The sequence below is a fragment of the Ensifer sp. genome, assembly GCF_035999135.1.
In the GTDB taxonomy this organism is placed as follows: Bacteria; Pseudomonadota; Alphaproteobacteria; order Rhizobiales; family Rhizobiaceae; genus Ensifer.
On record NZ_DASYGZ010000216.1, the window covers coordinates 1 to 19,561 of the forward strand.

Here is a 19,561-nt window from a genome sequence, read left to right on the forward strand (position 1 = left end):
ATCCTCCTGATTTAAAAGAATCGTCGAGCCCAGCGCCATCGCTACAACAACTGGCAACCAGGCTGCAACGAAAGGAGGCACAATGCCGCTGCTCCCGAATGCTTTGACAAGCACGGTGACGACATAAAGCACGAAGCCTGAGACGATGCCACCGAGAATTACCGAGCTCGATTGGTTAAACCGGCTAAATTTCAGCGACACGCAAGCGGCGATCAGCGTCATGGCGACGAGCAACAGCGGCAGCGACAACATTGAGTGAAATTGAGTTTCCATGCCGTTGGTCGAAAAACCGAAGGAGCGTGCCACTTCGATTTTGCGCAGCAGGTCAAAAAACTGAATAGAATCAGCCTTTGCAAGACGTTCCTGAACAAACTCAGCCTTCAGATTCGTCTTGAGCTGTGCTGTTTTCAGACGCTCCGGCAGTTGGCCGTTGCGCGTTTCCGTAACGTCGTTAAGGAGCCAGTAACCATCTTCGAGTTTCGCAGACGCCGCATCCTGTCTCAGAATGATCGTCCCCTGTGGATCAAAGTGGATGACGGTGACGTTGAGGAGGGTCGTGCCGTTGTCCTGAACAGACCGCGCACCGATGATCGTATCGGTTCCGTTGTAGATCTGCCGGAGCCACGGGATCGATCCAGCGTCCGTGGAGCGAGACGAGCCCCACTCGGCCAAAAGCGCCTCGCCGCGCTTCGTTCCCCATGCCGCAAGCGGGTTGAGGGCGACGACGGCGAGCACGCCAAACAGGAAGGCGCCAAGGACGAACGGGCGCAGGAACTGCCAGACGGAGATGCCGGCAGCCCGCGTTACCACCAGTTCATAGCGCCGGTTCAGCGAGATGAGCGCTGCCATGGCCGAAAACAGCGCCACGAACGGGATTGTCTGCTGCAGGATCAGGGGGATCCTGAGCGCGGTCATCAACAGGGCGCCGGTGATCGAGTAGCGCGGCAGGTTCGCGAGACGGCTTGCCTGTTCGCTGAAGTCGATGATGAAGATCAGCGAAAAGATACCGACGAGGAACCAGAACGTGGTGATCACGTAGCGCTTGAAGAAGTAGCGGCCGAGCGTTCCGGTCATGACGGCTGCCCCTTTTCGGCGTCAGGCCGCATCAGGCGCAGGCGAACGAGAAGCTCCTGCAGCTTTTCCTGCCCGGTCATCGGAATGTCGAGCCGCTTGTTGCTGATGAGCTGCTGAATGCACAGCGCGCCTGCGGCCAGCGGCACGATATACATCAGCGGGACGAACCAGACGGAGTCCTCGGCGCTGTTGCCGGCATAAAAGGTCATCCAGCGGATCAGCAGGGCCGTGCCAAGCGCACTGACCATCGGGTGGACGCGGGCCTCGCGATGCGAGCGCGCGTCACTGCTGAAGACGAGCGCGATCAGGCCGAAAAGCAGGGGAAACGTCCATTCCGTCAGGCGGCGGTTAAGCTCGGCGGTGAAGGCGAGCGGGTTGTTCTTGTAGACCGGATCGTCCGGTTCCGGGTTCAGGAGATCCGGCAGGTCGCGGTCCTTTGCCCGAATGGTCGCCTCGCGCGTCGTCTTGGTCATGTCGGCGAGGTCGAAGGCGTAGCTGTCGAACTTGATGATCGACACGCTGCCGTCGGGCAGCTTTCGCTGCACCTCGCCGTCCTTCATGACCAGCGCCGAGCTCTTCTCGTCGACGGCGCCCTCGCGGGCGTAATAGACGAGTTCGAAAGCCGGATTGCGTGAGTCGGCGACAAAGATCCCCTGCAGGACACCGCCGCTCTGGCGCGCGCCGACCTGAACGTAAAGTCCGTCGACGATCTTGCGAAAGGCGTTTTCCTGAACGACGGAAGACAAGAGATCGGCATTTGCAGTCGCCAACATCTTGCGCACGGCGACGCGCGAATAGGGTTCGACGAAGTTGTCGACCACAAAGGACAGCACGCTCAGGCCCGCCGCCAGAAGGATGATCGGCCGAATGATCGCCGAACGCGAGCTGCCGGCGGCGTTGAGCACGGTCAGTTCCGAATCGGTGTTCATCGTCGTCAGCGTCTGGGTGACGCCGATGACCAGTGCGAACGGCAGGATGATCGGGATGACGGACGGCAGGATCAGCGTCGCCAGCTTGAAGAAGGCGAGAACGGACTGGCCGCTGTCGGTCACCAGGTTGACCTGCGCGAGCGCCTGCGTCGTCCAGACGATGCCAAGCAAAGGCAGAAGTGTCGCGAGGAACATGATGAAGGCACGCCGGAAAATGTAGCGTTCGATCAGCTTCATGCCCGTGTCCGGTCCAAAATCCTGCTCATGTTTCTGTTTCGGCGGCGGTGTCGGACCGGGCTCTGCCCATGTCCGCCAAACCGAAGCCCGGTTCTTAGCCCACCCGTCCCATGCTGCTCAAATTGTGTAGCAACAGGGATAATTTAAGGCGAAGAACCTCGGTTAACCGCATGTAAACATCTGAGGGCATCTTGCCAAGCGGTTGAAAAGCGAGAAGGGTGCCGGCCACAGCTTTGACGGTGGCGAACCATGCGAATATTTGCCACTGTAACCGCCCGGTAACAGGCGGATTACCATTGGCCTTGCCGTGTCGCCCGGATGCGTCTGCGGCCTCGATCACCTTGACCCGGCGCACCGCCCTTGGAACGACCCTGTCGATCGCAAGGGTTGCGCTGACAAGTATACCCGGAGTTTTCCATGTCGATGAAATTCGAGTTCACCCTTGCCAAATCCCACCGGCCGAGCGGCGGCGTCGCCGTTCTCTTGAAGACCGCCGGTGCTGAGGCTGCGGCCGGCGCCGACGTCGCCGATCCTGAAGACGTTCTGGCAAAGGCGGCAAAGGTGAAGAAATTCACCGGCAAGGCCTTTTCGAGTCTCGACGTGGTCGCCCCTCACGGCTCGCCGGCCGACCGAATCATCGTGCTCGGGCTTGGTGATGCGGATGCGCTGACCGACCACGACTGGCTGAAAGCCGGCGGCTCCGTCGCCGCCAAGCTCGGCTCGACCGACAAGGTGACGATTTTCGTCGATGCGCCCGGTGCCGACGTCACCGGCAAGGCCGCCGCCGATTTTGCGCTCGGCATGGAGATGAACGCCTACAGCTTTGACGGCTACAAGACCAAAAAGGCCGATGACGACGGCAAATCGTCCGGCAAGCCGACCAAGGTCACGATCGTGACCGGCACGGTCATTGCCGCGAAGAAGGCCTTTGCCGCCGCGCAGGCGGTTGCGGAAGGCGTGTTCATTGCGCGCGACCTTGTGAACGAACCGGCCAATATCCTCGGTCCCGTCGAATTTGCCGCCAAGGCGAAGGAACTGGAAAAGCTCGGCGTCGAGGTCGAGATCCTGACCGAAAAGGAAATGAAGAAGCTCGGCATGGGCGCGCTGCTCGGCGTTGCGCAAGGGTCGACCCGCCCGCCGCGCCTCGTCATCATGCAGTGGAAGGGCGCCAAGTCCAAGGAGCGTCCGCTCGCCTTCGTCGGCAAGGGCGTCGTCTTCGACAGCGGCGGCATCTCGATCAAGCCGGCTGCCGGCATGGAGGAGATGAAGGGCGACATGGGCGGTGCGGCCGCGGTTGTCGGCCTCATGCATGTGCTCGCCGCGCGCGAAGCGAAGGTCAACGTCATCGGCATCATCGGACTTGTGGAAAACATGCCTGACGGTAGCGCCCAGCGCCCCGGCGACATCGTCACCTCGATGTCGGGCCAGACGATCGAGGTCATCAACACCGATGCCGAAGGTCGTCTCGTGCTGTGCGACGCGCTCTGGTATTGCAACGACCGCTTCAAGCCGCAGGCGATGATTGACCTCGCGACCCTGACGGGCGCGATCATGGTTGCTCTGGCCACCCATCACGCCGGCCTGTTTTCGAACGACGACCGTCTCGCCGGGCAGTTGCTGGCCGCCGGCATCGCGACCCACGAACCCTTGTGGCGCATGCCGCTCGGCAAGGAATACGACAAGATGATCGACAGCAAGTTCGCCGACATGAAGAACACCGGCGGCCGCTATGGCGGCGCCGTGACGGCGGCGCAATTCCTGAAGCGCTTTGTCAAGGATACGCCCTGGGCGCATCTCGACATTGCCGGCACCGCCATGGGCGCGCCGACAGACGAGGTCAACCAGTCCTGGGGCTCGGGCTTCGGCGTGCGGCTGCTCGATGAACTGGTGCGGGCGAGCTACGAAGCCTGATCGGCGAGACCGGCATGACCGAGATCCTGTTCTATCACCTGACGGAATCGAAGCTCGAAGACGCCTTGCCGCCGCTGCTCGATAAAAGTGTCGAGCGCGGCTGGCGGGTGGTCGTGCAGACGACCGATCCCGAGCGACGCGACGCGCTCGACACGCACCTTTGGGTCTATCGCGACGAGAGCTTCCTGCCGCATGGCACGGACGCGGGTGATTTCGCGGGCGAACAGCCGGTGTTGCTGGTCGCCGATGACGGCAATGCGAATGCGGCGACGGTGCGCTTCGTCATCGACGGCGCCAGCCCGCCTGACGTTTCGGCCTATGAACGGATCGTCTTCATGTTCGACGGCTACGATCAGGCGCAGCTCGAGGGTGCGCGCGGCCACTGGAAAAGGCTGAAGGGAGAGGGACATAACCTCACCTACTGGCAGCAGAACCGCGACGGACGCTGGGAAAAGAAGGCCTGAGGTCGAGGGGCCCGATCCTCTAAACAACAAAGCCCGCGGGATCGCCGCGGGCTTTGTGTTTTCCGGAATTGCCGGAGGTCTCAGTCGTGGAAGGCCTCGACGAACTTGCGCTTGCCGAGCATGAACGCGTCGGCAACGTGCCGCAGGGGCGCGAGATCCACGTCCGACGTGCCGGCCTTGACGATTTCGGCGAAGCGGCGATAGAGCATCGGATACTCCTGTTCCGGCTCCTGATGCACGATCTTGCCGTCAACGGCGAGCTTCGCGCCGCCTTCCGACAGCACCATCTCGCCTGCCGCCGTCTGCGCGACGATGTCCCAGCTCTGCTTGCCCGTCTGGCGCCAGTCGAACTCGGCTGCAACCGGCAGTTTCGCTCCATCGGTGAAGCTGATGCTGGCGGCGATCGGCGCGTCCCGGTTTTCCGGGAATTCGAGCACGGCCGACGTCACGAACAGCGGGCGCGGCAGAATGTGGGTGACGATCGAAAGGGCGTTGATGCCGGGGTCGAAGATGCCAAGGCCACCGGCCGCCCAGATCCATTCCTGATTCGGGTGCCAATGCCTGACATCTTCCTTCCAGATGACCTTGACGTCGCTGATCTCGGTGGCCGCAAGGAACGTCCTTGCCGCTTCCACGGCCGGCGCATAGCGCGAGTGCCAGCTGGCAAACAACGACAGCCCCTTGGACGCCGCCAGCGCTTCGAGATCGGCGACTTCGCTCAGCGTCGCGCCCGGCGGCTTTTCCAGGAACACGTGCTTGCCGGCTTCAAGCGCTGCCCGGGCTGCCTCGTAGCGGTATTGCGGCGGCATGCAGAGCGAAACGGCTTCGATGGTCGGCACCGCCTCGAGCATCGCCTCGATCGATTTGAAGTTGTCGATGCCGTCGACCGTTCCATGCCGGCTGGCGGCGGCAATCAACTGATAATCGCTGTTCTTGGCGATTGCCGGCAGATGCTGGTCGCGAACGATCTTGCCGATCCCGACGAGGGCAATTTTGATGGGGGCCATGGTGTTCCGCTCGATTAGTATGACTTATTGACGGTTCTTGTAGCAGATTGCGTTGACGGGGCAAGCGCCGACGATCCGCGTTCACCATAGGACAACAACGCCCGCGAAATCGACACCTGTGATCATTCCCTCACAGCCGCGCCGCACTAGCTCTAGCCGCGGGCGTGTCGTCAGAAGCACCGACGACAGCGCCGTCTGATTGCGGATGAGGAGTGAACCATGCAGCAAATCCGTCGCGCCAGTCGGGCCGAACTCGACGTGATGATCGAGTGGGCGGCGCAGGAGGGGTGGAACCCGGGCCTCGGTGACGCAAGCCCCTTCTGGGCGGCCGATCCGGACGGCTACTGGGTCGTGGAGGACGCGGGCGATCCGGTTGCTGCCGTGTCGCTCGTGGCCTACGACGACAATTACGCCTTTCTCGGCTTCTACATCACGCGGCCGGATTTTCGCGGCAAGGGGATCGGCGCCCAATTATGGCGCCACGTGTTGCCGACTGCCGGCGACCGCACCGTGGGCCTTGATGGCGTCGTTGCGCAGCAGGAGAATTATCGCCGCTCGGGCTTTGCCTACGCCCATGCGAATATCCGCTACGGTGGGGTGATCGACGTGGTCGAGCCGCCCGGCGTTGATCTCATGGAGGTAGCGCCGGTGCATATGTCTTTACTGCTGGATTACGATCGTCGCTTCGTGCCCGCCGCGCGGGAAGGCTTCCTGCGCGAATGGCTGAGGCCAAGCGACGGGCGACGAAGCGTCTTGCTCCTGCGCGACGGCGCCATCGCCGGCTACGGCACCATCCGCGCCTGCCGCAGCGGCCACAAGATCGGTCCGCTCTTTTCGGATACCGAAACCGGCGCCGATCTGGTCTTTCGCAAGCTTGCCGCATTTGCGGGTGGCAGCGAGATCTATCTCGACATTCCCGAGCCGAACACCTCGGCGAGGGCGTTGTGCGACCGCTACAATCTGAAGCCGGTCTTCGAAACGGCGCGCATGTACCGCGGACCGGACCCGGAACTTCCACTGCCCCGGATCTACGGTATCACCACGTTTGAACTGGGGTAGGCGGCCTGCCGTCTGCTCAGCCGGCCATCGCCTCTTCGTATTCGGCCGAAAGCTCCAGCCATTGCTCTTCCGCATGGGCGAGCTTCGTTGCGGCGTCGGAGCGTTCCTTCGCCTTCTGCGCCGCCTTTGCAGGCGCCTTTTCGTAGAGCACCGGATCGGCCAATTCGACATCAAGGGCCTGAATCAGTTTCTCCAGTTTCCCGGTCAAGGATTCGATTTCGTTGATTTTCTTGCGCAGCGGCGCCAGCGAGGCGCGCTTGTCGGCGTTGGCCTTGCGCTGGTCGGCCTTGGAGAGGCTGTCGTCGGCGCCGAGCGCCTTGGTTTTGTCGTCCTTCGGCTTCGGTCCGCCAACGATCAGGCTGCGGTAGTCCTCAAGGTCGCCGTCGTAGCTCGTCACCGTTCCGTCGCGCACCAACCACAACCGGTCGGCGGTCGCTTCGATCAGATGCCGGTCGTGCGAAATCAGGATGACCGCACCGGAGTAGTCGTTGAGCGCCGCGATCAACGCGTTGCGGCTGTCGATATCGAGATGGTTGGTCGGTTCGTCGAGGATCAGAAGGTTCGGCGCCTCGAAGGCGGCAAGCCCCATCAAGAGCCGTGCCTTTTCGCCACCCGACAGATCCTTTGCCGGGGTTTCCATCTTTTCCGTCGCCAGTCCCATCTGGGCGACACGCGAACGCACCTTGGCCTCCGGCGCCTCCGGCATGCGCCGGCGCACGTGTTCGACGGCACTCTGCGTCGGGATCAGGTCGTCGAGCTGGTGCTGGGCGAAGAAGCCGACCTTGAGGTTCGGCGCGATCTTCAGCTCGCCCGCCTCGGGCGCCAGCCGGCCGGAAATGAATTTGGCGAAGGTCGACTTGCCGTTGCCGTTCGAGCCGAGCAGCGCGATCCGGTCGTCGGTGTCGATCCTCAGATTGAGCCGTTTCAGGATCGGCTTGCCGGGCTCATAGCCGACGCTGCCGCCGGTGACGGCGATGATCGGCGAGGCGGCTTCCTTCTCCGGATCGGGGAAGGAGAAACCCTGCACGTGATCCTCGATCACGGCCGCGATCGTGCCCATGCGCTCGAGCGCCTTGACGCGGCTTTGCGCCTGGCGGGCCTTGGTGGCCTTGGCCTTGAAGCGGTCGATGAAGCTCTGCAGGTGCTTTCGCGCTGCGTCGTTCTTGGCCTTCGCCTTCATCTGCAGCTCGTCGGCTTCCGCCTTCTGCCGCTCGAACTGATCATAGGGCCCGCGGTAGTAGGTGAGCTTCTTCTGGTCGAGATGCACGATCGCGTTGACCGCCGTGTTCAGGAGATCTCGGTCGTGGCTGATGATGATGACGGTGTGCGGATAGCGGCGAATATAGTCTTCGAGCCAGAGCGTGCCTTCAAGGTCGAGATAGTTGGTCGGCTCGTCCAGAAGCAAAAGGTCCGGCTCGGAAAAGAGCACGCCGGCGAGCGCCACGCGCATGCGCCAGCCGCCGGAGAAGGACGAGGCGGGGCGTAGCTGCGCTTCGTGATCGAAGCCGAGGCCTGCAAGAATGCTGGCGGCGCGCGCTTCGGCCGAGTGTGCGCCGATATCGGCAAGCCGTGTTTGGATTTCGGCAATCCTGTGGGGATCGGTCGCGGTCTCCGCCTCGGCGATCAGCGCCGAACGCTCCTTGTCGGCCTTCAGCACGATCTCGATCAACGGTTCCTCGGTGCCGGGCGCCTCCTGGGCGACCTGGCCGATGCGGGCGTTCTTCGGCAGCGAGACGCTGCCCGCCTCGGAGGCGAATTCACCGGTGATGATGCGAAACAGCGTCGACTTGCCGGCGCCGTTGCGCCCGACGAGCCCGGCCTTCGTACCCGCCGGAAGCGTCACGGATGCGTTTTCGATGAGGAGACGACCCGCAATGCGGGCGGAAAGGCCGGAAATCTGGATCATTGCGGCCTTTTGCCCGGACTTTTCCGGGAAGGCAAGAGGCGCGATCCCGACCCGGCGCCTCGGCGCGCCCCCTCCTGCGTCCGCTCGCGAATTCAAGGGGGTATTGTTATCGATTTTTGAACAAGGCGTTCCGTCAATCGATACTACACATCCTCATCGTGAGGGACCATCTCATAATCGGAAGGGCGGGGAACGCTCTTCTGACCGCCTCGATCGACAGAACGCCATCGGCAAGGGCCCCGCGTTCCGAGGGATGATCGAGCCGGCCACGGACAATTTTTGATGCAACCTCGTTCACGCGAACGAGCCTCCCAGGAGTGAAGACCATGAAAACCGCAGTTCAGACCGCTCTTTCCGCCGCTCTCGTTGCCACTGCCATCCTCGGTGGCGCCTCCGCTGCCTTTGCTGGCGGCAGCTACTATGAAGGCGTCAGCCCGACGCCGCTTTACACCGAGCGTACACCTGCCGTTACCGGCAAGTCGTCCTTCACGATCGGCAGCTCCGAGGCCGGTTACGTCGATCGCAACAGCACCGGTTCGATCGCAAGCTACGGCGTTGCACCGAAGCCGGTGCAGGGCGGTGAAGGCGAGTACTACCACGGCATTTCGCGCTGATTGCACGTTGCGAGAGGGGCGCGGGTTTCGACCCGCACCCCATTTCAAGGGATTTGATCGATCATCCTCTTGGCGTTATGAGGCGATCTCCCAGGCGTCGATGACGGGCACGGCCCCGGCGACCTCCCATCACCACCAAGGAATACATTGATGAACAAGTCCATTGCCGCGGCCCTCGTCGCGACAGCCGTGATCGGCGGTGCATCGGCCGCGATCGCGGGCGGCAGCTACTATGAGGGCGTGAGCCCGGCTCCGCTGTTTACCGGCCGCGCCGAGGCATCCGCGGGGACCGGCGTTGCGGCCAAGGCCACGGGCCGTGGCGACTATTACGCCGGTGTTGAGGATCAATCGGTCGACGTGACGGCAACCGGCGCGATCGTCCGCGGGTCCGCCACGCGTTTCAACGAGGCCGACGACAACAACCAGTAAGTCACGCCAAACGGTCGACCGAACAACCCGGTCCCGCCAAGCGGGGCCGGGTTGTTTCGTTTTGGCGTTGCCACATGAGGTAAACAGCCATGACAGACAAAATCGAAGTCGCCGAGCGGCTCTTCGATCTCTACCACCGCGTTCACCGGCTGGTGAATGCATCCATGTCGGAAGAGGGCGTTTCGCTCGCGCGCAGCAAGTTCCTGTTCTATCTGAACACGCTTGGGCCCTGCCGTTGCGCCGATATCGCCAGCGCCCTCAGTTTTGCACCGAGAACTGTGACCGAGGCGATCGACGGACTGGAGCGCGACGGCATGGTCGTGCGCGACCCGGATCCGGACGATCGCCGTGCGAAGATTATCTCGATCACCGATCGAGGCCGGCAGGCGCTGGATGCCGCGCTTGAGCCGCGCTATCGCACAATCGAGGCGCTGTTCTCCGCGCTCGACGAGTGCGAGCGGTGCGAACTGTTTCGACTGCTCGGCTGCCTGCGCGACAGAGCGTCGGAGATCGACGAAAGCCGGGAAGAACTCGCCGCCTGAATTTCAGGCGGCGTGGTGACCGTAGGTCTTCGCGCCATCGCCCCCGAGTATGACCGAATAGCTGCGAATCCCGGAGCTACTACGGGCGGTGGACAATGCCAGGTCGGCCTGGCGCAACAACTCGTCACTCGTCGATGCGGGCTGCGCCATGGTCACGCCCGCCGTAAACGAGAGCGTTTCGACAGTGTGCGTGCGTCCGGGCAGGGCGATCCGGAGGTCTCGCACCTGTTGTTGCAGCCGTCGGGCAATTGCCTCGGCATTGTCGGCACTGACATCGCGACAAAGGAAAGCGAACTCCTGCTGGCCGATGCGGGCGACGAAGTCGTTCTTTTTGATCGACCTTCGAAACAGCGTCGACAACTTTGCCAGCGCCTTTGCCGTAACGGTGCCGCCATGCTGCTCGGCCATCTGGCGAAGGCCTTCCACCGAGGCTACGACCACGGCGAGCGACTGATCGAGATGCTCCGTTTCGAGTATGGCGTCGAGTTTGGCTGTCAGCGCCAGGCGGTTGGGAAGACCTGTGGCAGGGTCGCGCGTCAGTGTTCTGGCGTTTTCTGCCAGTTCGCTTTTGAGTTCAGCGAAGCGTCGAGCGCTTGCTTCGAACTCCCGTTGCAGCGCCCCCTCTTCATTGGTCAGTCTCCCGATTGCCTCCCGCAGCCGCCGAGCGTCGTCCGCGAAGTCCGATAGGGAGGCGACGGGATCAGCATCAAGTCTGCCGGCGAAATGGTCGAGTTCGTCCTTGAAGGTGCGTTTCTGGGCAAGCGCCGACTTCAGAAGCTTCGCCATGTCGCCGAGCGCTTCCTCGGCCACGGCCTGGATTGTGTCGGCGGCAAGCGCGGCATGCGCGACAAGGTGATGCTTGAGGCCGAGCGCGTCCAGGGCGTCCTGTGCAGGATTTGTGCCGAGGGACGCGAGATCCTGGGAGAGGTGTGGCAGCCGACCGGACATTGCTTCGTAGAAGAGTTCGTAGTTGCGCGGCAGCGCGGCGATACCGTGCGCCGACATCGACTGCGCCACCTTCAGGAGGATCGCCGCCTGCTGGGCCTGCGATCGTCCGGTATCCTTTGGAGCTTGCCTGCTCATTCTGCCGTGGTCCCCACTGACTGCCGGACGCAGCGTGTGCTTCCGGATCTCTCGCCACTATGGGAAGGACGCGTTTAAGGGAGTCTGAAGAAGTGCCGCTTCCGCCGATTCCCGCGCGGTATGGTTGCCGAATTCCTCCATCGGCCCGGCGCCCGCAACTTGACATCGGCGGCGCCTTCGCGGGCGACCGTTTTGCGTCGTCTTTATACTTGACGACTTTAGTCACCAATTATATGCCGCCTTGCTAAATCGGGGGCGCCGCTCCGAGAGCAACAGCGATGGCCAGCCGATGTCCCATTCATTCATCGACGATCTTGTGAATTGGGGCGAGCGTCCGGCGCTGGTCTTTCCCGGCGAGAGGACCGTCACATACCGCGAACTCCGTGAGCGGGTCGCCCTTCAGGCGGCTGCCTTTCGCGGTTCGCGTGGGTTGGTGTCGATCGAGGCCGAGCTTTCCGAGCATGCGATCGTCGCCTACCTTGCCGCGCTTGCCGCCGGACATGCGGTGGCGATGCAGGCACCCAAAAGCGGATCGAACGGATCATGGGTCGATGCCTTCGATCCTGACTATGGCTTTCGCCAGGTCGATTGCCGCTGGCGCACCGAGCATCTGCGGCAAGGCCGCGGGGCGCTGCATCCTGAGCTCGCGCTCATGCTGTCGACCTCCGGCAGCACCGGCAGCGGCAAGGCCGTTCGCCTGTCACGCGAGAACATTTCTGCCAATGCGGCTTCCATTGCCGCGTATCTCGGACTGACCGCTGACGATCGCGGCTGCCTGATCCTGCCGCTTCACTATTCCTACGGACTGTCAGTCCTCAACGCCCATCTGTCGGTTGGCGCCAGCCTCTACATCCCGGGCGGATCGATCCTCGATGCAAATTTTCTCGATGGTCTGGCCGCCAGCCGCAGCACCAATCTTTCGGGCGTGCCCTATTCCTATGAATTGCTGGAGAGGGTCGGATTCCGTGAGCGCCGGTTTCCAAGCCTACGCTTCATGACGGTCGCAGGCGGCCGGCTGGGCGCGGATGTCGTTCGCCTCTACAACGAGCATCTTCGGGAGCGGGGGGCCCGTTTCTTCGCCATGTATGGCCAGACGGAAGCGACGGCGCGCATCGCCTATGTGCCGCCGGCAGCGCTCGCCGGCAACGAGGACAGGATCGGGGTTGCAATTCCGGGCGGTAGGCTTGCGCTCGAAAACGAGACCGGAGGACCTGTCGACGGGGACGGCATCGCCGGCGAACTCGTCTATCGCGGCCCGAACGTCATGATGGGCTATGCGACATCGCGCGACGACCTGGGCCGCGGCGCCGAACTTGAAGCGCTGCGCACCGGCGATCTCGCCATCCGCCACGCCGATGGCCTGTTCCAGATCGTCGGCCGCATGAAGCGGATCTCCAAGATCGCCGGGCTGAGGATCGCCCATGACGGGCTCGAAGCCGCGCTCGAGAAGCGCGGCATTGCCGCGGCGATCGTCGGTGACGATCAGGGCCTGCATGCCTTTTATTGCGGCGGCCACGGCCGGGACGCGATCCGGCGTTTCGTTGCAGAGACGAGCGGCCTGACGCCTGCGCACGTGAAGGCGACGGTGCTTGCCGAAATGCCCCGGCTCGCAAGCGGCAAGATCGACTACAACGCGCTCAACATGGCGGCGCGGCAGGCAGCAGTCGGAAGCGACGACAGTGGCGGCTTCGAGGAACTGTTCGCGCAGGTCTTTTACCCGAAGAAGGTCAAGCGATCCGACAGCTTCGTGTCGCTCGGTGGCGACAGCCTGCGCTACGTTCAGCTCTCGCTCGGTCTGGAAAAGGCACTCGGAGAGCCGCCCGAAACATGGGAGACGCTGTCGATCGCAGAGCTTTCCGCTCAGGAGCGCCGCGAGGCGGCCAACCGGCGGATCGGAACGGACCTCGTCATCCGGGCGCTAGCGATCCTGCTCGTGGTCCTGCACCATGAGACCCTGTGGCCCATTCCGGGCGGGTCGGCCGCCATGGTCGTGCTCGCCGGCTTCAGTCTCGCGCGCTTCCAGATGGGGCCGCTTCTTTCAGGCGACAGCCTGGCGATCCTGCGCCCGCTCGCGCAGATCCTCGTGCCCTACTATCTCATTGTTGCCGCCTATGCGCTGGCATGGGGGGACGTGCCCTGGGCGTCGGTGCTGCTTGTCGGCAATGTCGGTATTGCGACCCCGGAAGCGCGGCAGATGGTGCCCTACCTCTACTGGTTCATCGAAGCCTATTGCCAGATGATGCTCGTCTTCGTCGGGCTCTTTGCCATCCCACAGTTCCGGCGCTTCGTGTCGGCAAGGCCCTTTGCCGCCGGCATGGCGCTGCTGGTTTCGGCGCTCGCCGCAAGGCTCGCCCTGCCGTTCCTCTGGCCGATCGGCAACCGCCAGATCTTCACGCTGCCCTGGATCTTCTATCTTGCCGTCATCGGCTGGTGCGCAGCCGTCGCCGAAAGCGCTCGGCAACGCCTGATCCTGCTGGCCGCCGGTACCGGCGCCTTCCTGTTCTTCGGATTGTACGAGGGCGTCTGGGTTGGCACGAAGATCAAGTACCTGCTGCAGATCGCGGTTCTTGCAGCATTGCTCTACCTCCCGCGCATCGCGGTGCCGCGCCGGGTGGCAGAGCTCATCCTGCCGGTCTCGGCAGCCGGATTCCACATCTACATCCTGCATCGCTTCGTTCCCGAACTGCTGCTAGCGCCGTTCCAGGCGATCATGCCGATGGCGGTGTTCACACTCCTGTCGATCGTCGGCGGTGTCGGGCTCGGCATTCTCGCATGGCTCGGCCAGCGATCGCTGCTCAAAAAAATGACGGCGTGGCGACAGGAGGAGATACGACCTGTGCGATCGCTCCTCTCCGGAGCGCTGCGGTTTCCACTACGCCCATTGTGAGCCGTCGGTTCTGAGGAAATACACCAGGTCGAGCGTCAGCGATGGTCGGCCGAGCGCCGTCAGCGTCGCATGGGCCTGGCCGCGATGGTGGGTCTGATGATTGAAGAGATGCGCAAGCACCGGGCCGAGCTTCTGAGTCACGGTCGTCGGATTGGTGAGCGACGTGTAGGTGAGCGGAGCGCCGAGCCGTTCGTCGGTCAGGTCGCCGACCCAGGCGATGATGCGCGCGTCTTCGGCGGTTCGGGCCTTGGCGAGGTCCGGGAGGTCATCGTGCAGGATCGCATTCAGCGTCTTCGGCGCGTCCCCTTGCTGTGTGAAGCGCCGCATCCACACGCGATCGGCAACGAGAATGTGGTTGAGGGTCGAAAGCACCGAGCCGAAGAATGCGCCCCGGCTTTCCCTCAGTTCAGCGTCGGTCAGTTCGGCGGCCGCTGTGTAGAGCAGACGGTTGGCCCAGCGATTATAGTCGGCGAACATGCGAAAGTGATCGAGCATCGTGGTCTCCTTGAATGAGCCTGTCTAATCCGGAACCGCATTTCTGTGGCTGATGGCACTGATGAAATTTACTGATTTGATGTGGGCTCCGATATGTCGTTCAAGAGGCGGCAATGTTCGGGGAGTTCGCATGACCAGAAAACTCTATTCGCTTTGCGGTTCGGACAGAATGCGCCCGTTTTCGCCGCATGTGTGGAAGACGACGATGGCGCTGGCCCACAAGGGGCTCGACTTCGACACCGTGCCGGTCGGCTTCACCGAGATCTCGGCGCTGGAAGAGGGGGCAACCCGACTGGTTCCGCTGTTGCGCGACGGCGAGAGGCTGGTGAAGGACAGCTTCGACATCGCGCTCTATCTCGAGGAAACCTACCCGGACCGGCCGTCGCTTTTTGCCGGCGAGGGCGGCAAAGGGAGTGCCCGCTTCGTCGAGGCCTGGTCGCAGACGACCCTGCATCCCGCGATCACCCGCATCATCATCCGCGACATTCACGATCGTCTCGACCCTGTCGACCAGACCTATTTCCGGCAAAGTCGCGAGACGCGCTTCGGCAAATCGCTGGAAGCGGTGGCCGAAGGCGGTGCTGAGGCCCTTGCGGGCCTGTCGGAAAGGCTCGAGCCTGTGCGCCACATGCTGAAATCGCAGGATTTCCTCGGTGGCGCCTCGCCGCTTTTCGCCGACTATATCGTCTTCGGGGCGCTTCAGTGGGCGCGCATCGTTTCGCCCGAGCGCTTGCTTCGGGCGGATGATCCCGTCAGCGATTGGTTCGAGCGCTGCCTCGACCTGCACGACGGGCTCGGGCGTTCCGTGACAGCGGCGTGAAACCAGCTCCGCGAACGCCGAATCATCGGTGAGCCCCCTTGTTTTGCGCGGGATTGGCGGCTAATGAACCGCCACTTTCCAAGAAACAAGGGATTGAGCCAATGGCTATTGAACGTACCTTCTCGATGATCAAGCCGGATGCGACAAAGCGCAACCTGACCGGCGCCATCACCAAGATGCTCGAAGATGCCGGCCTGCGCGTCGTCGCCTCCAAGCGCGTCTGGATGAGCCGCCGCGAAGCCGAAGGCTTCTACGCCGTTCACAAGGAGCGTCCGTTCTTCGGCGAGCTCGTAGAGTTCATGTCCTCCGCTCCGACCATCGTTCAGGTTCTCGAAGGCGAAAACGCCATTGCCAAGAACCGCGAAGTCATGGGCGCCACCAACCCGGCAAACGCTGCCGAAGGCACGATCCGCAAGGTTCACGCTCTTTCGATCGGCGAAAACTCGGTTCACGGCTCGGATGCTCCGGAAACCGCTGCTGAAGAAATCGCCTACTGGTTCTCGGGCACCGAGATCGTTGGCTGATTCAAAATCTGCGATTCGAGCTGTAACGGCTTGAATCGAACAGGATTTGAGCCGGAGCGGAAACGCTCCGGCTTTTTCTTGTCCGGTCTCAACTCGGACAACTGGCCGTCTCGAAATGCTCCGGCGCCTTGCCGCCGCGAAAGACCTCCGGGTTCTTGTCATAGGCCGGACCTTCCACCAGCGCCTTGGCCGGCATGATGTCCTGGTCGATGTCGGAGACGACGCTGGTCTCCAGCGTCTGCAACGATTGTCCCGCTGGTCCCTTTACCTCGATCGTCACCATGTAGGGCCGGTCTTTCTTCACGCAGGTCAGGTCGGGGCTCTCGAGCACCACCTTTTCGAGCTTCGGGAACAGCTTGCGCTCCAGCACCAGCGCGTCGCCGCCGGCCGGGTTCTCGAAGCGCACGACCACAATGCTGCCGTCCGGCACCGGCTCGGTCTTGGCAAGCGTGATCATGTAGGTGGCGTAGGCGAGGCGGTAGTTGAAGACGAACATCTTGCCCGTCAGCTTCAGCGGATCCGGCCCGGTCTCGCGCTGGCAGCCGCTGGCGGCAAGCGCAATCACAACGGTCGCCCACAGGCCAATCATCCTCCTCATCGACCGGCATCCTCCCTGTTTCGCTGATAATGGAGCCTCGCCTTGTTGCGGTTGCCGCAGACGGCCATGTCGCACCAGGTGCGGCTGCGGTTGCGGCTGCGATCGAGAAACAGCCAGCCGCAATTGGGGCAGATCTTCAGCCGCTCGGGCTCGGGGCCGGCCGCCAGGCTGAGGGCCGACTGAGCGGTCGCCGTATCAAGCGGGAGCGCACCTTCGACCTGTGGTGAACTGCGCAGAACCGCGGCAACAGCCTCCAGAAGGTCTGCCAGATAGGCCGGCCGTCCTTCGGCCGAGACCAGCGCGCGAAAGTGCCGGTCGGTGGCCTCGCGCAACCTCAAGAGCCCTGCGCGGTTTTCTGCAGCGACGGGCGCGAGCACACCGAAGCGCGCGCTTTCGGCGCCGAAGCGGTTGGCTGCCTCCGCAAAGCTGTCGATCGCAGCCGCGTCAGTGAAGCGATCGATCCGGCGAACGGGGTCGGCGCGCAGAATGATGGAGTTGGCCACATCGAGCGCCAGCACGCCGCCGGCAAAACGATGGGCAGTCCAGGTGAAGCTCATGCGAGAATTCCTAACTGGCAAAATTCATTTTACCAGTTATATTGATCTTGTCACGCCTCCGGATGCGCCATGCTCTATTTTCTGCAGCAGCTCGCCAACGCCGTCCCTGTCGCCGCGCTCTACGCAGCGCTTGCGTTTGGCTATGCAATCGCGTTCGCGGTAACGCGCAGGGCCGACCTCACCTATGGCGCGCTGTTTGCCTTTTCGGGCCAGATGTTCGTGCTGTTTGCCGATTTCGGCTGGAACCGGCTGTGGTTGGTGCTGCCGGCCGCCCTCGGCATGGGCGTAGCTGCCGCCCTGAGCTTCAGCCTTGGTGCCGGTCTTGTGGCCGGGCGCTATGTCATGCGCCCGCTCGCCTTTTCCTCGGCCAATACGGTGGTCGTCGCTTCGCTCGGATGCCTGCTGGTGCTGATGGAAGTGGCGCGGCTCGCCTCGGAAACCCGCAGTCTCTGGCTGCCGCCGTTTCTGAACGCCAACATCGTCTTCTGGGACGATCCGCGCTTCCCGGTGACCCTGACGTTCATCCAGCTCGCAAACACGCTGCTGATGGCGTCGCTGGTGGCCGCCGGCCACTGGTTCCTGACCCGTTCGCGGGCAGGGCGGTTCTGGCGGGCGGTTTCCGAAGACCGGGGTGCGGCGGCGCTTTGCGGTGTCGACGCTGCGACCGTCTACATCGTCGCCTATGGCACGGCGTCGCTGATCGCGGCCCTTTGCGGCATTCTTGCCGCGTCCTATTACGGCAACATGGATTTCGGCACCGGCCTGACCTTCGGCGTCAAGGTGCTGTTCATCGCCGCAATCGGGGGACAGGCCTCACCGCTCCATGCCGCACTCGGCGCGGCCGCCGTCGGGCTGCTCGAAACGCTGTGGAGCGCCTATGGCCCGATCCTCTGGCGCGACTTTGCGATCTTCGGCTTCCTGGTGATCGTGCTTGTGGTGACGCGCAAGGAGAAGATGATTCCGTGATCAGGGCCCTGATAGGGGGCGATGGGGGCGGATTTCCGCCCGCAAGCCACGCTACGTCTTCGACCAGCGATCCCTTGCTGAGTCGTCGGCATCCTTGGCGCTGACCCAGCCGCCGCTCGTGCCGTCGCCCAGATGCTCTTTTTTCCAGAAGGGCGCCGATGTCTTCAGGAAATCCATGATGAAATTGGCGCCGTCGAAGGCGGCCTGCCGGTGGCGCGAAGCGGTGACGACGAGCACGATGTTCTCGCCAGGCGCGATCTTGCCGTAGCGATGGATGGCGGTGACGGCCTGAAGGGCGAAACGCTCGACCGCCTCACGGCAGATGCGTGCGATCTCCGCCTCCGCCATGCCGGGATAATGTTCGAGTTCGAGAGCCGCAAGCGTTCCGGCCTCGTCGCGGCAGAGGCCTGAAAACGTCACGACCGCGCCGATATCCGCGTGCCCGGACGAGAGTTTTGCGACCTCGGCATGGAGATCGAAATCCTCGCGCTGGACGCTGACGGTCACCGGCGCAGCCATGTCTTCAACCGCCTGTCATCGGCGGGAACAGGGCGATTTCGCGGGCGCCGGCGATCGGCTCCTTGTGGTCGACATGTTCCTGGTTGATGGCCGCCCGGATGACATTTTCGTGCTCGAGCGCCGTCTCGTATTCCTCGCCGAGCGTCTTCAGGTGCCGGAGCAGGTCGCCAATGCTGACGACATCGTCCGGCACGTCGAGCGTTTCTTCGCCCTTGCCGATGCGTTCGCGCACCCAGGAGAAATAAACGAGATTGACGGTGCTCATTCGTTGACCACGTGCTTGAGGCCGGCGCGGAAGTAGTCGTAGCCCGAGTAGAGCGTGATCGCGGCGGCAATCCACAGGAGCACGATACCGGCTTCCGTCGTGTAGGGCAAAATCTTGTCGCCGGCGGGGCCGGCAAGCAGGAAGGCGATCGCGACCATCTGGATCGTCGTCTTCCACTTGGCGATGCGGGTGACGGGAACGCTGACCTTCAGCGCCGCGAGATATTCACGCAGGCCCGACACCAGGATTTCGCGGCAGAGAATGATGATCGCCGCCCAGATCGACCAGCCGGCGATCGTGCCGTCGGCTGCGACCAGGAGCAGGATCGAAGCGACCAGCAGCTTGTCGGCAATCGGATCGAGCATCTTGCCGATGTTCGATGTCTGCTTCCAGATTCGCGCCAGATAGCCGTCGAAGAAATCGGTGATCGAGGCGACGACAAAAAGCGCCACTGCCGTCCAGCGTGCGAAGTCCGAACTGTGCAGCCGTCCTTCGACGAAGAAGCAAAGGACGATCAGCGGCACGATCAGGATTCGGAAATAGGTGAGCAGGTTCGGGATGCTGTAGGCGACGGGCGTGGGCATGGATTCGTGTTCTCTGGTTCGTCGGGTACAGAATGACTTTGCTGGCCTGAGGTCAACAGGTCATCGTCGGCAACTGTCATATTTGCCCTAT

General features: G+C 62.9%; 21 protein-coding genes. 10 read left to right on the forward strand and 11 right to left on the reverse strand.

What is annotated here, in order from left to right:
• Both lptG and lptF read right to left on the reverse strand, forming a co-directional pair.
• Positions 1-1,074: LPS export ABC transporter permease LptG (gene lptG, locus VGO12_RS28890; RefSeq protein WP_327516172.1), on the reverse strand; the 1,074-nt coding region annotated here is incomplete at its 3' end.
• Positions 1,071-2,240, reverse strand: coding sequence for an LPS export ABC transporter permease LptF (gene lptF, locus VGO12_RS28895; protein ID WP_327516173.1), 1,170 nt, complete (start codon positions 2,238-2,240; stop codon positions 1,071-1,073). The genes lptG and lptF, both read right to left, overlap by 4 nt.
• A 417-nt stretch (positions 2,241-2,657) precedes the next feature.
• Between lptF and VGO12_RS28900 the strand changes: the two genes are divergently transcribed.
• Together VGO12_RS28900 and VGO12_RS28905 are read left to right on the forward strand one after the other, a co-directional pair.
• Positions 2,658-4,151, forward strand: a complete 1,494-nt coding sequence (locus VGO12_RS28900) for a leucyl aminopeptidase (RefSeq protein ID WP_327516174.1) — start codon at positions 2,658-2,660, stop codon at positions 4,149-4,151.
• A gap of 14 nt (positions 4,152-4,165) precedes the next feature.
• Entirely contained in the window at positions 4,166-4,615 is a 450-nt protein-coding gene (locus tag VGO12_RS28905; protein WP_327516175.1) for a DNA polymerase III subunit chi, read from the forward strand.
• A gap of 80 nt (positions 4,616-4,695) precedes the next feature.
• Here the strand turns inward: VGO12_RS28905 and VGO12_RS28910 are convergent, their stop codons facing one another.
• Complete coding sequence (locus tag VGO12_RS28910) at positions 4,696-5,622, reverse strand: Gfo/Idh/MocA family oxidoreductase (protein ID WP_327516176.1); 927 nt, start codon at positions 5,620-5,622, stop codon at positions 4,696-4,698.
• Positions 5,623-5,841: 219 nt separating this feature from the next.
• On the opposite strand from VGO12_RS28910, the gene VGO12_RS28915 reads away from it, so the two are divergent.
• Positions 5,842-6,681: a GNAT family N-acetyltransferase gene (locus VGO12_RS28915; RefSeq protein WP_327516177.1), complete on the forward strand. Its 840-nt coding sequence runs from the start codon at positions 5,842-5,844 to the stop codon at positions 6,679-6,681.
• A 16-nt stretch (positions 6,682-6,697) separates the two neighbouring features.
• Here the strand turns inward: VGO12_RS28915 and VGO12_RS28920 are convergent, their stop codons facing one another.
• Positions 6,698-8,587, reverse strand: coding sequence for an ABC-F family ATP-binding cassette domain-containing protein (locus VGO12_RS28920; protein WP_327516178.1), 1,890 nt, complete (start codon positions 8,585-8,587; stop codon positions 6,698-6,700).
• 326 nt (positions 8,588-8,913) lie between these two features.
• On the opposite strand from VGO12_RS28920, the gene VGO12_RS28925 reads away from it, so the two are divergent.
• The 3 genes from VGO12_RS28925 (at position 8,914) to VGO12_RS28935 (ending at position 10,172) form a co-directional block, all read left to right on the forward strand.
• Positions 8,914-9,201 (forward strand): hypothetical protein, encoded by a 288-nt coding sequence (locus VGO12_RS28925; RefSeq protein WP_327516179.1) that lies wholly within the window; start codon positions 8,914-8,916, stop codon positions 9,199-9,201.
• A gap of 150 nt (positions 9,202-9,351) precedes the next feature.
• Entirely contained in the window at positions 9,352-9,630 is a 279-nt protein-coding gene (locus tag VGO12_RS28930) for a hypothetical protein (protein WP_327516180.1), read from the forward strand.
• An 89-nt stretch (positions 9,631-9,719) separates the two neighbouring features.
• Positions 9,720-10,172 (forward strand): MarR family transcriptional regulator, encoded by a 453-nt coding sequence (locus VGO12_RS28935; protein ID WP_327516181.1) that lies wholly within the window; start codon positions 9,720-9,722, stop codon positions 10,170-10,172.
• 3 nt (positions 10,173-10,175) lie between these two features.
• Here the strand turns inward: VGO12_RS28935 and VGO12_RS28940 are convergent, their stop codons facing one another.
• The gene (locus VGO12_RS28940) at positions 10,176-11,189 is read right to left on the reverse strand and encodes a GGDEF domain-containing protein (RefSeq protein WP_327516182.1); all 1,014 of its coding nucleotides are present in this window, start codon (positions 11,187-11,189) and stop codon (positions 10,176-10,178) included.
• Positions 11,190-11,544: 355 nt separating this feature from the next.
• Between VGO12_RS28940 and VGO12_RS28945 the strand changes: the two genes are divergently transcribed.
• Entirely contained in the window at positions 11,545-14,142 is a 2,598-nt protein-coding gene (locus tag VGO12_RS28945) for an AMP-binding protein (protein ID WP_327516183.1), read from the forward strand.
• On the opposite strand, the gene VGO12_RS28950 is transcribed toward VGO12_RS28945, so the two are convergent.
• On the reverse strand, positions 14,128-14,637 hold the full coding sequence (locus tag VGO12_RS28950; protein ID WP_327516184.1) for a DinB family protein: 510 nt from the start codon (positions 14,635-14,637) through the stop codon (positions 14,128-14,130). The two genes, VGO12_RS28945 and VGO12_RS28950, sit on opposite strands and share 15 nt — an antisense overlap.
• Before the next feature lie 130 nt (positions 14,638-14,767).
• Here VGO12_RS28950 and VGO12_RS28955 point away from each other — a divergent pair, with 130 nt between their 5' ends.
• Both VGO12_RS28955 and ndk read left to right on the forward strand, forming a co-directional pair.
• Complete coding sequence (locus VGO12_RS28955; RefSeq protein WP_327516185.1) at positions 14,768-15,457, forward strand: glutathione S-transferase family protein; 690 nt, start codon at positions 14,768-14,770, stop codon at positions 15,455-15,457.
• A 101-nt stretch (positions 15,458-15,558) separates the two neighbouring features.
• Positions 15,559-15,981, forward strand: coding sequence for a nucleoside-diphosphate kinase (ndk, locus tag VGO12_RS28960; RefSeq protein WP_327516186.1), 423 nt, complete (start codon positions 15,559-15,561; stop codon positions 15,979-15,981).
• Between the two features lie 88 nt (positions 15,982-16,069).
• Here ndk and VGO12_RS28965 read toward each other — a convergent pair whose 3' ends face one another.
• Together VGO12_RS28965 and VGO12_RS28970 are read right to left on the reverse strand one after the other, a co-directional pair.
• Positions 16,070-16,570 carry a hypothetical protein gene (locus VGO12_RS28965; RefSeq protein WP_414650795.1) on the reverse strand — a complete coding sequence of 167 codons (501 nt, stop codon included), beginning with the start codon at positions 16,568-16,570 and terminating at the stop codon, positions 16,070-16,072.
• A 5-nt stretch (positions 16,571-16,575) separates the two neighbouring features.
• Complete coding sequence (locus VGO12_RS28970) at positions 16,576-17,136, reverse strand: CGNR zinc finger domain-containing protein (protein WP_327516188.1); 561 nt, start codon at positions 17,134-17,136, stop codon at positions 16,576-16,578.
• A gap of 69 nt (positions 17,137-17,205) precedes the next feature.
• Here VGO12_RS28970 and VGO12_RS28975 point away from each other — a divergent pair, with 69 nt between their 5' ends.
• A complete protein-coding gene (locus tag VGO12_RS28975; RefSeq protein ID WP_327516189.1) occupies positions 17,206-18,102 on the forward strand; it encodes a branched-chain amino acid ABC transporter permease in 897 nt (298 codons plus the stop codon).
• A gap of 51 nt (positions 18,103-18,153) precedes the next feature.
• Here VGO12_RS28975 and VGO12_RS28980 read toward each other — a convergent pair whose 3' ends face one another.
• The 3 genes from VGO12_RS28980 to pgsA are packed head-to-tail and all read right to left on the reverse strand — an operon-like array spanning position 18,154 to position 19,470.
• Positions 18,154-18,621: a molybdenum cofactor biosynthesis protein MoaE gene (locus VGO12_RS28980; RefSeq protein WP_327516190.1), complete on the reverse strand. Its 468-nt coding sequence runs from the start codon at positions 18,619-18,621 to the stop codon at positions 18,154-18,156.
• A gap of 4 nt (positions 18,622-18,625) precedes the next feature.
• Positions 18,626-18,886 carry a molybdopterin converting factor subunit 1 gene (gene moaD, locus VGO12_RS28985; protein WP_327516191.1) on the reverse strand — a complete coding sequence of 87 codons (261 nt, stop codon included), beginning with the start codon at positions 18,884-18,886 and terminating at the stop codon, positions 18,626-18,628.
• Entirely contained in the window at positions 18,883-19,470 is a 588-nt protein-coding gene (gene pgsA, locus VGO12_RS28990) for a CDP-diacylglycerol--glycerol-3-phosphate 3-phosphatidyltransferase (RefSeq protein WP_327494511.1), read from the reverse strand. Before pgsA ends, moaD begins: the two co-directional genes overlap by 4 nt.
• Positions 19,471-19,561: the final 91 nt, after the last annotated feature.

What these genes read in the sequence shown, in the direction of transcription:
- lptF (WP_327516173.1), bottom strand. Translation starts at nt 2,240, where the DNA reads ATGAAGCTGATCGAACGCTACATTTTCCGGCGTGCCTTCATCATGTTC.
- VGO12_RS28900 (WP_327516174.1), top strand. Translation starts at nt 2,658, where the DNA reads ATGTCGATGAAATTCGAGTTCACCCTTGCCAAATCCCACCGGCCGAGC.
- VGO12_RS28905 (WP_327516175.1), top strand. Translation starts at nt 4,166, where the DNA reads ATGACCGAGATCCTGTTCTATCACCTGACGGAATCGAAGCTCGAAGAC.
- VGO12_RS28910 (WP_327516176.1), bottom strand. Translation starts at nt 5,622, where the DNA reads ATGGCCCCCATCAAAATTGCCCTCGTCGGGATCGGCAAGATCGTTCGC.
- VGO12_RS28915 (WP_327516177.1), top strand. Translation starts at nt 5,842, where the DNA reads ATGCAGCAAATCCGTCGCGCCAGTCGGGCCGAACTCGACGTGATGATC.
- VGO12_RS28920 (WP_327516178.1), bottom strand. Translation starts at nt 8,587, where the DNA reads ATGATCCAGATTTCCGGCCTTTCCGCCCGCATTGCGGGTCGTCTCCTC.
- VGO12_RS28925 (WP_327516179.1), top strand. Translation starts at nt 8,914, where the DNA reads ATGAAAACCGCAGTTCAGACCGCTCTTTCCGCCGCTCTCGTTGCCACT.
- VGO12_RS28930 (WP_327516180.1), top strand. Translation starts at nt 9,352, where the DNA reads ATGAACAAGTCCATTGCCGCGGCCCTCGTCGCGACAGCCGTGATCGGC.
- VGO12_RS28935 (WP_327516181.1), top strand. Translation starts at nt 9,720, where the DNA reads ATGACAGACAAAATCGAAGTCGCCGAGCGGCTCTTCGATCTCTACCAC.
- VGO12_RS28945 (WP_327516183.1), top strand. Translation starts at nt 11,545, where the DNA reads ATGTCCCATTCATTCATCGACGATCTTGTGAATTGGGGCGAGCGTCCG.
- VGO12_RS28950 (WP_327516184.1), bottom strand. Translation starts at nt 14,637, where the DNA reads ATGCTCGATCACTTTCGCATGTTCGCCGACTATAATCGCTGGGCCAAC.
- VGO12_RS28955 (WP_327516185.1), top strand. Translation starts at nt 14,768, where the DNA reads ATGACCAGAAAACTCTATTCGCTTTGCGGTTCGGACAGAATGCGCCCG.
- ndk (WP_327516186.1), top strand. Translation starts at nt 15,559, where the DNA reads ATGGCTATTGAACGTACCTTCTCGATGATCAAGCCGGATGCGACAAAG.
- VGO12_RS28965 (WP_414650795.1), bottom strand. Translation starts at nt 16,570, where the DNA reads ATGATTGGCCTGTGGGCGACCGTTGTGATTGCGCTTGCCGCCAGCGGC.
- VGO12_RS28970 (WP_327516188.1), bottom strand. Translation starts at nt 17,136, where the DNA reads ATGAGCTTCACCTGGACTGCCCATCGTTTTGCCGGCGGCGTGCTGGCG.
- VGO12_RS28975 (WP_327516189.1), top strand. Translation starts at nt 17,206, where the DNA reads ATGCTCTATTTTCTGCAGCAGCTCGCCAACGCCGTCCCTGTCGCCGCG.
- VGO12_RS28980 (WP_327516190.1), bottom strand. Translation starts at nt 18,621, where the DNA reads ATGGCTGCGCCGGTGACCGTCAGCGTCCAGCGCGAGGATTTCGATCTC.
- moaD (WP_327516191.1), bottom strand. Translation starts at nt 18,886, where the DNA reads ATGAGCACCGTCAATCTCGTTTATTTCTCCTGGGTGCGCGAACGCATC.
- pgsA (WP_327494511.1), bottom strand. Translation starts at nt 19,470, where the DNA reads ATGCCCACGCCCGTCGCCTACAGCATCCCGAACCTGCTCACCTATTTC.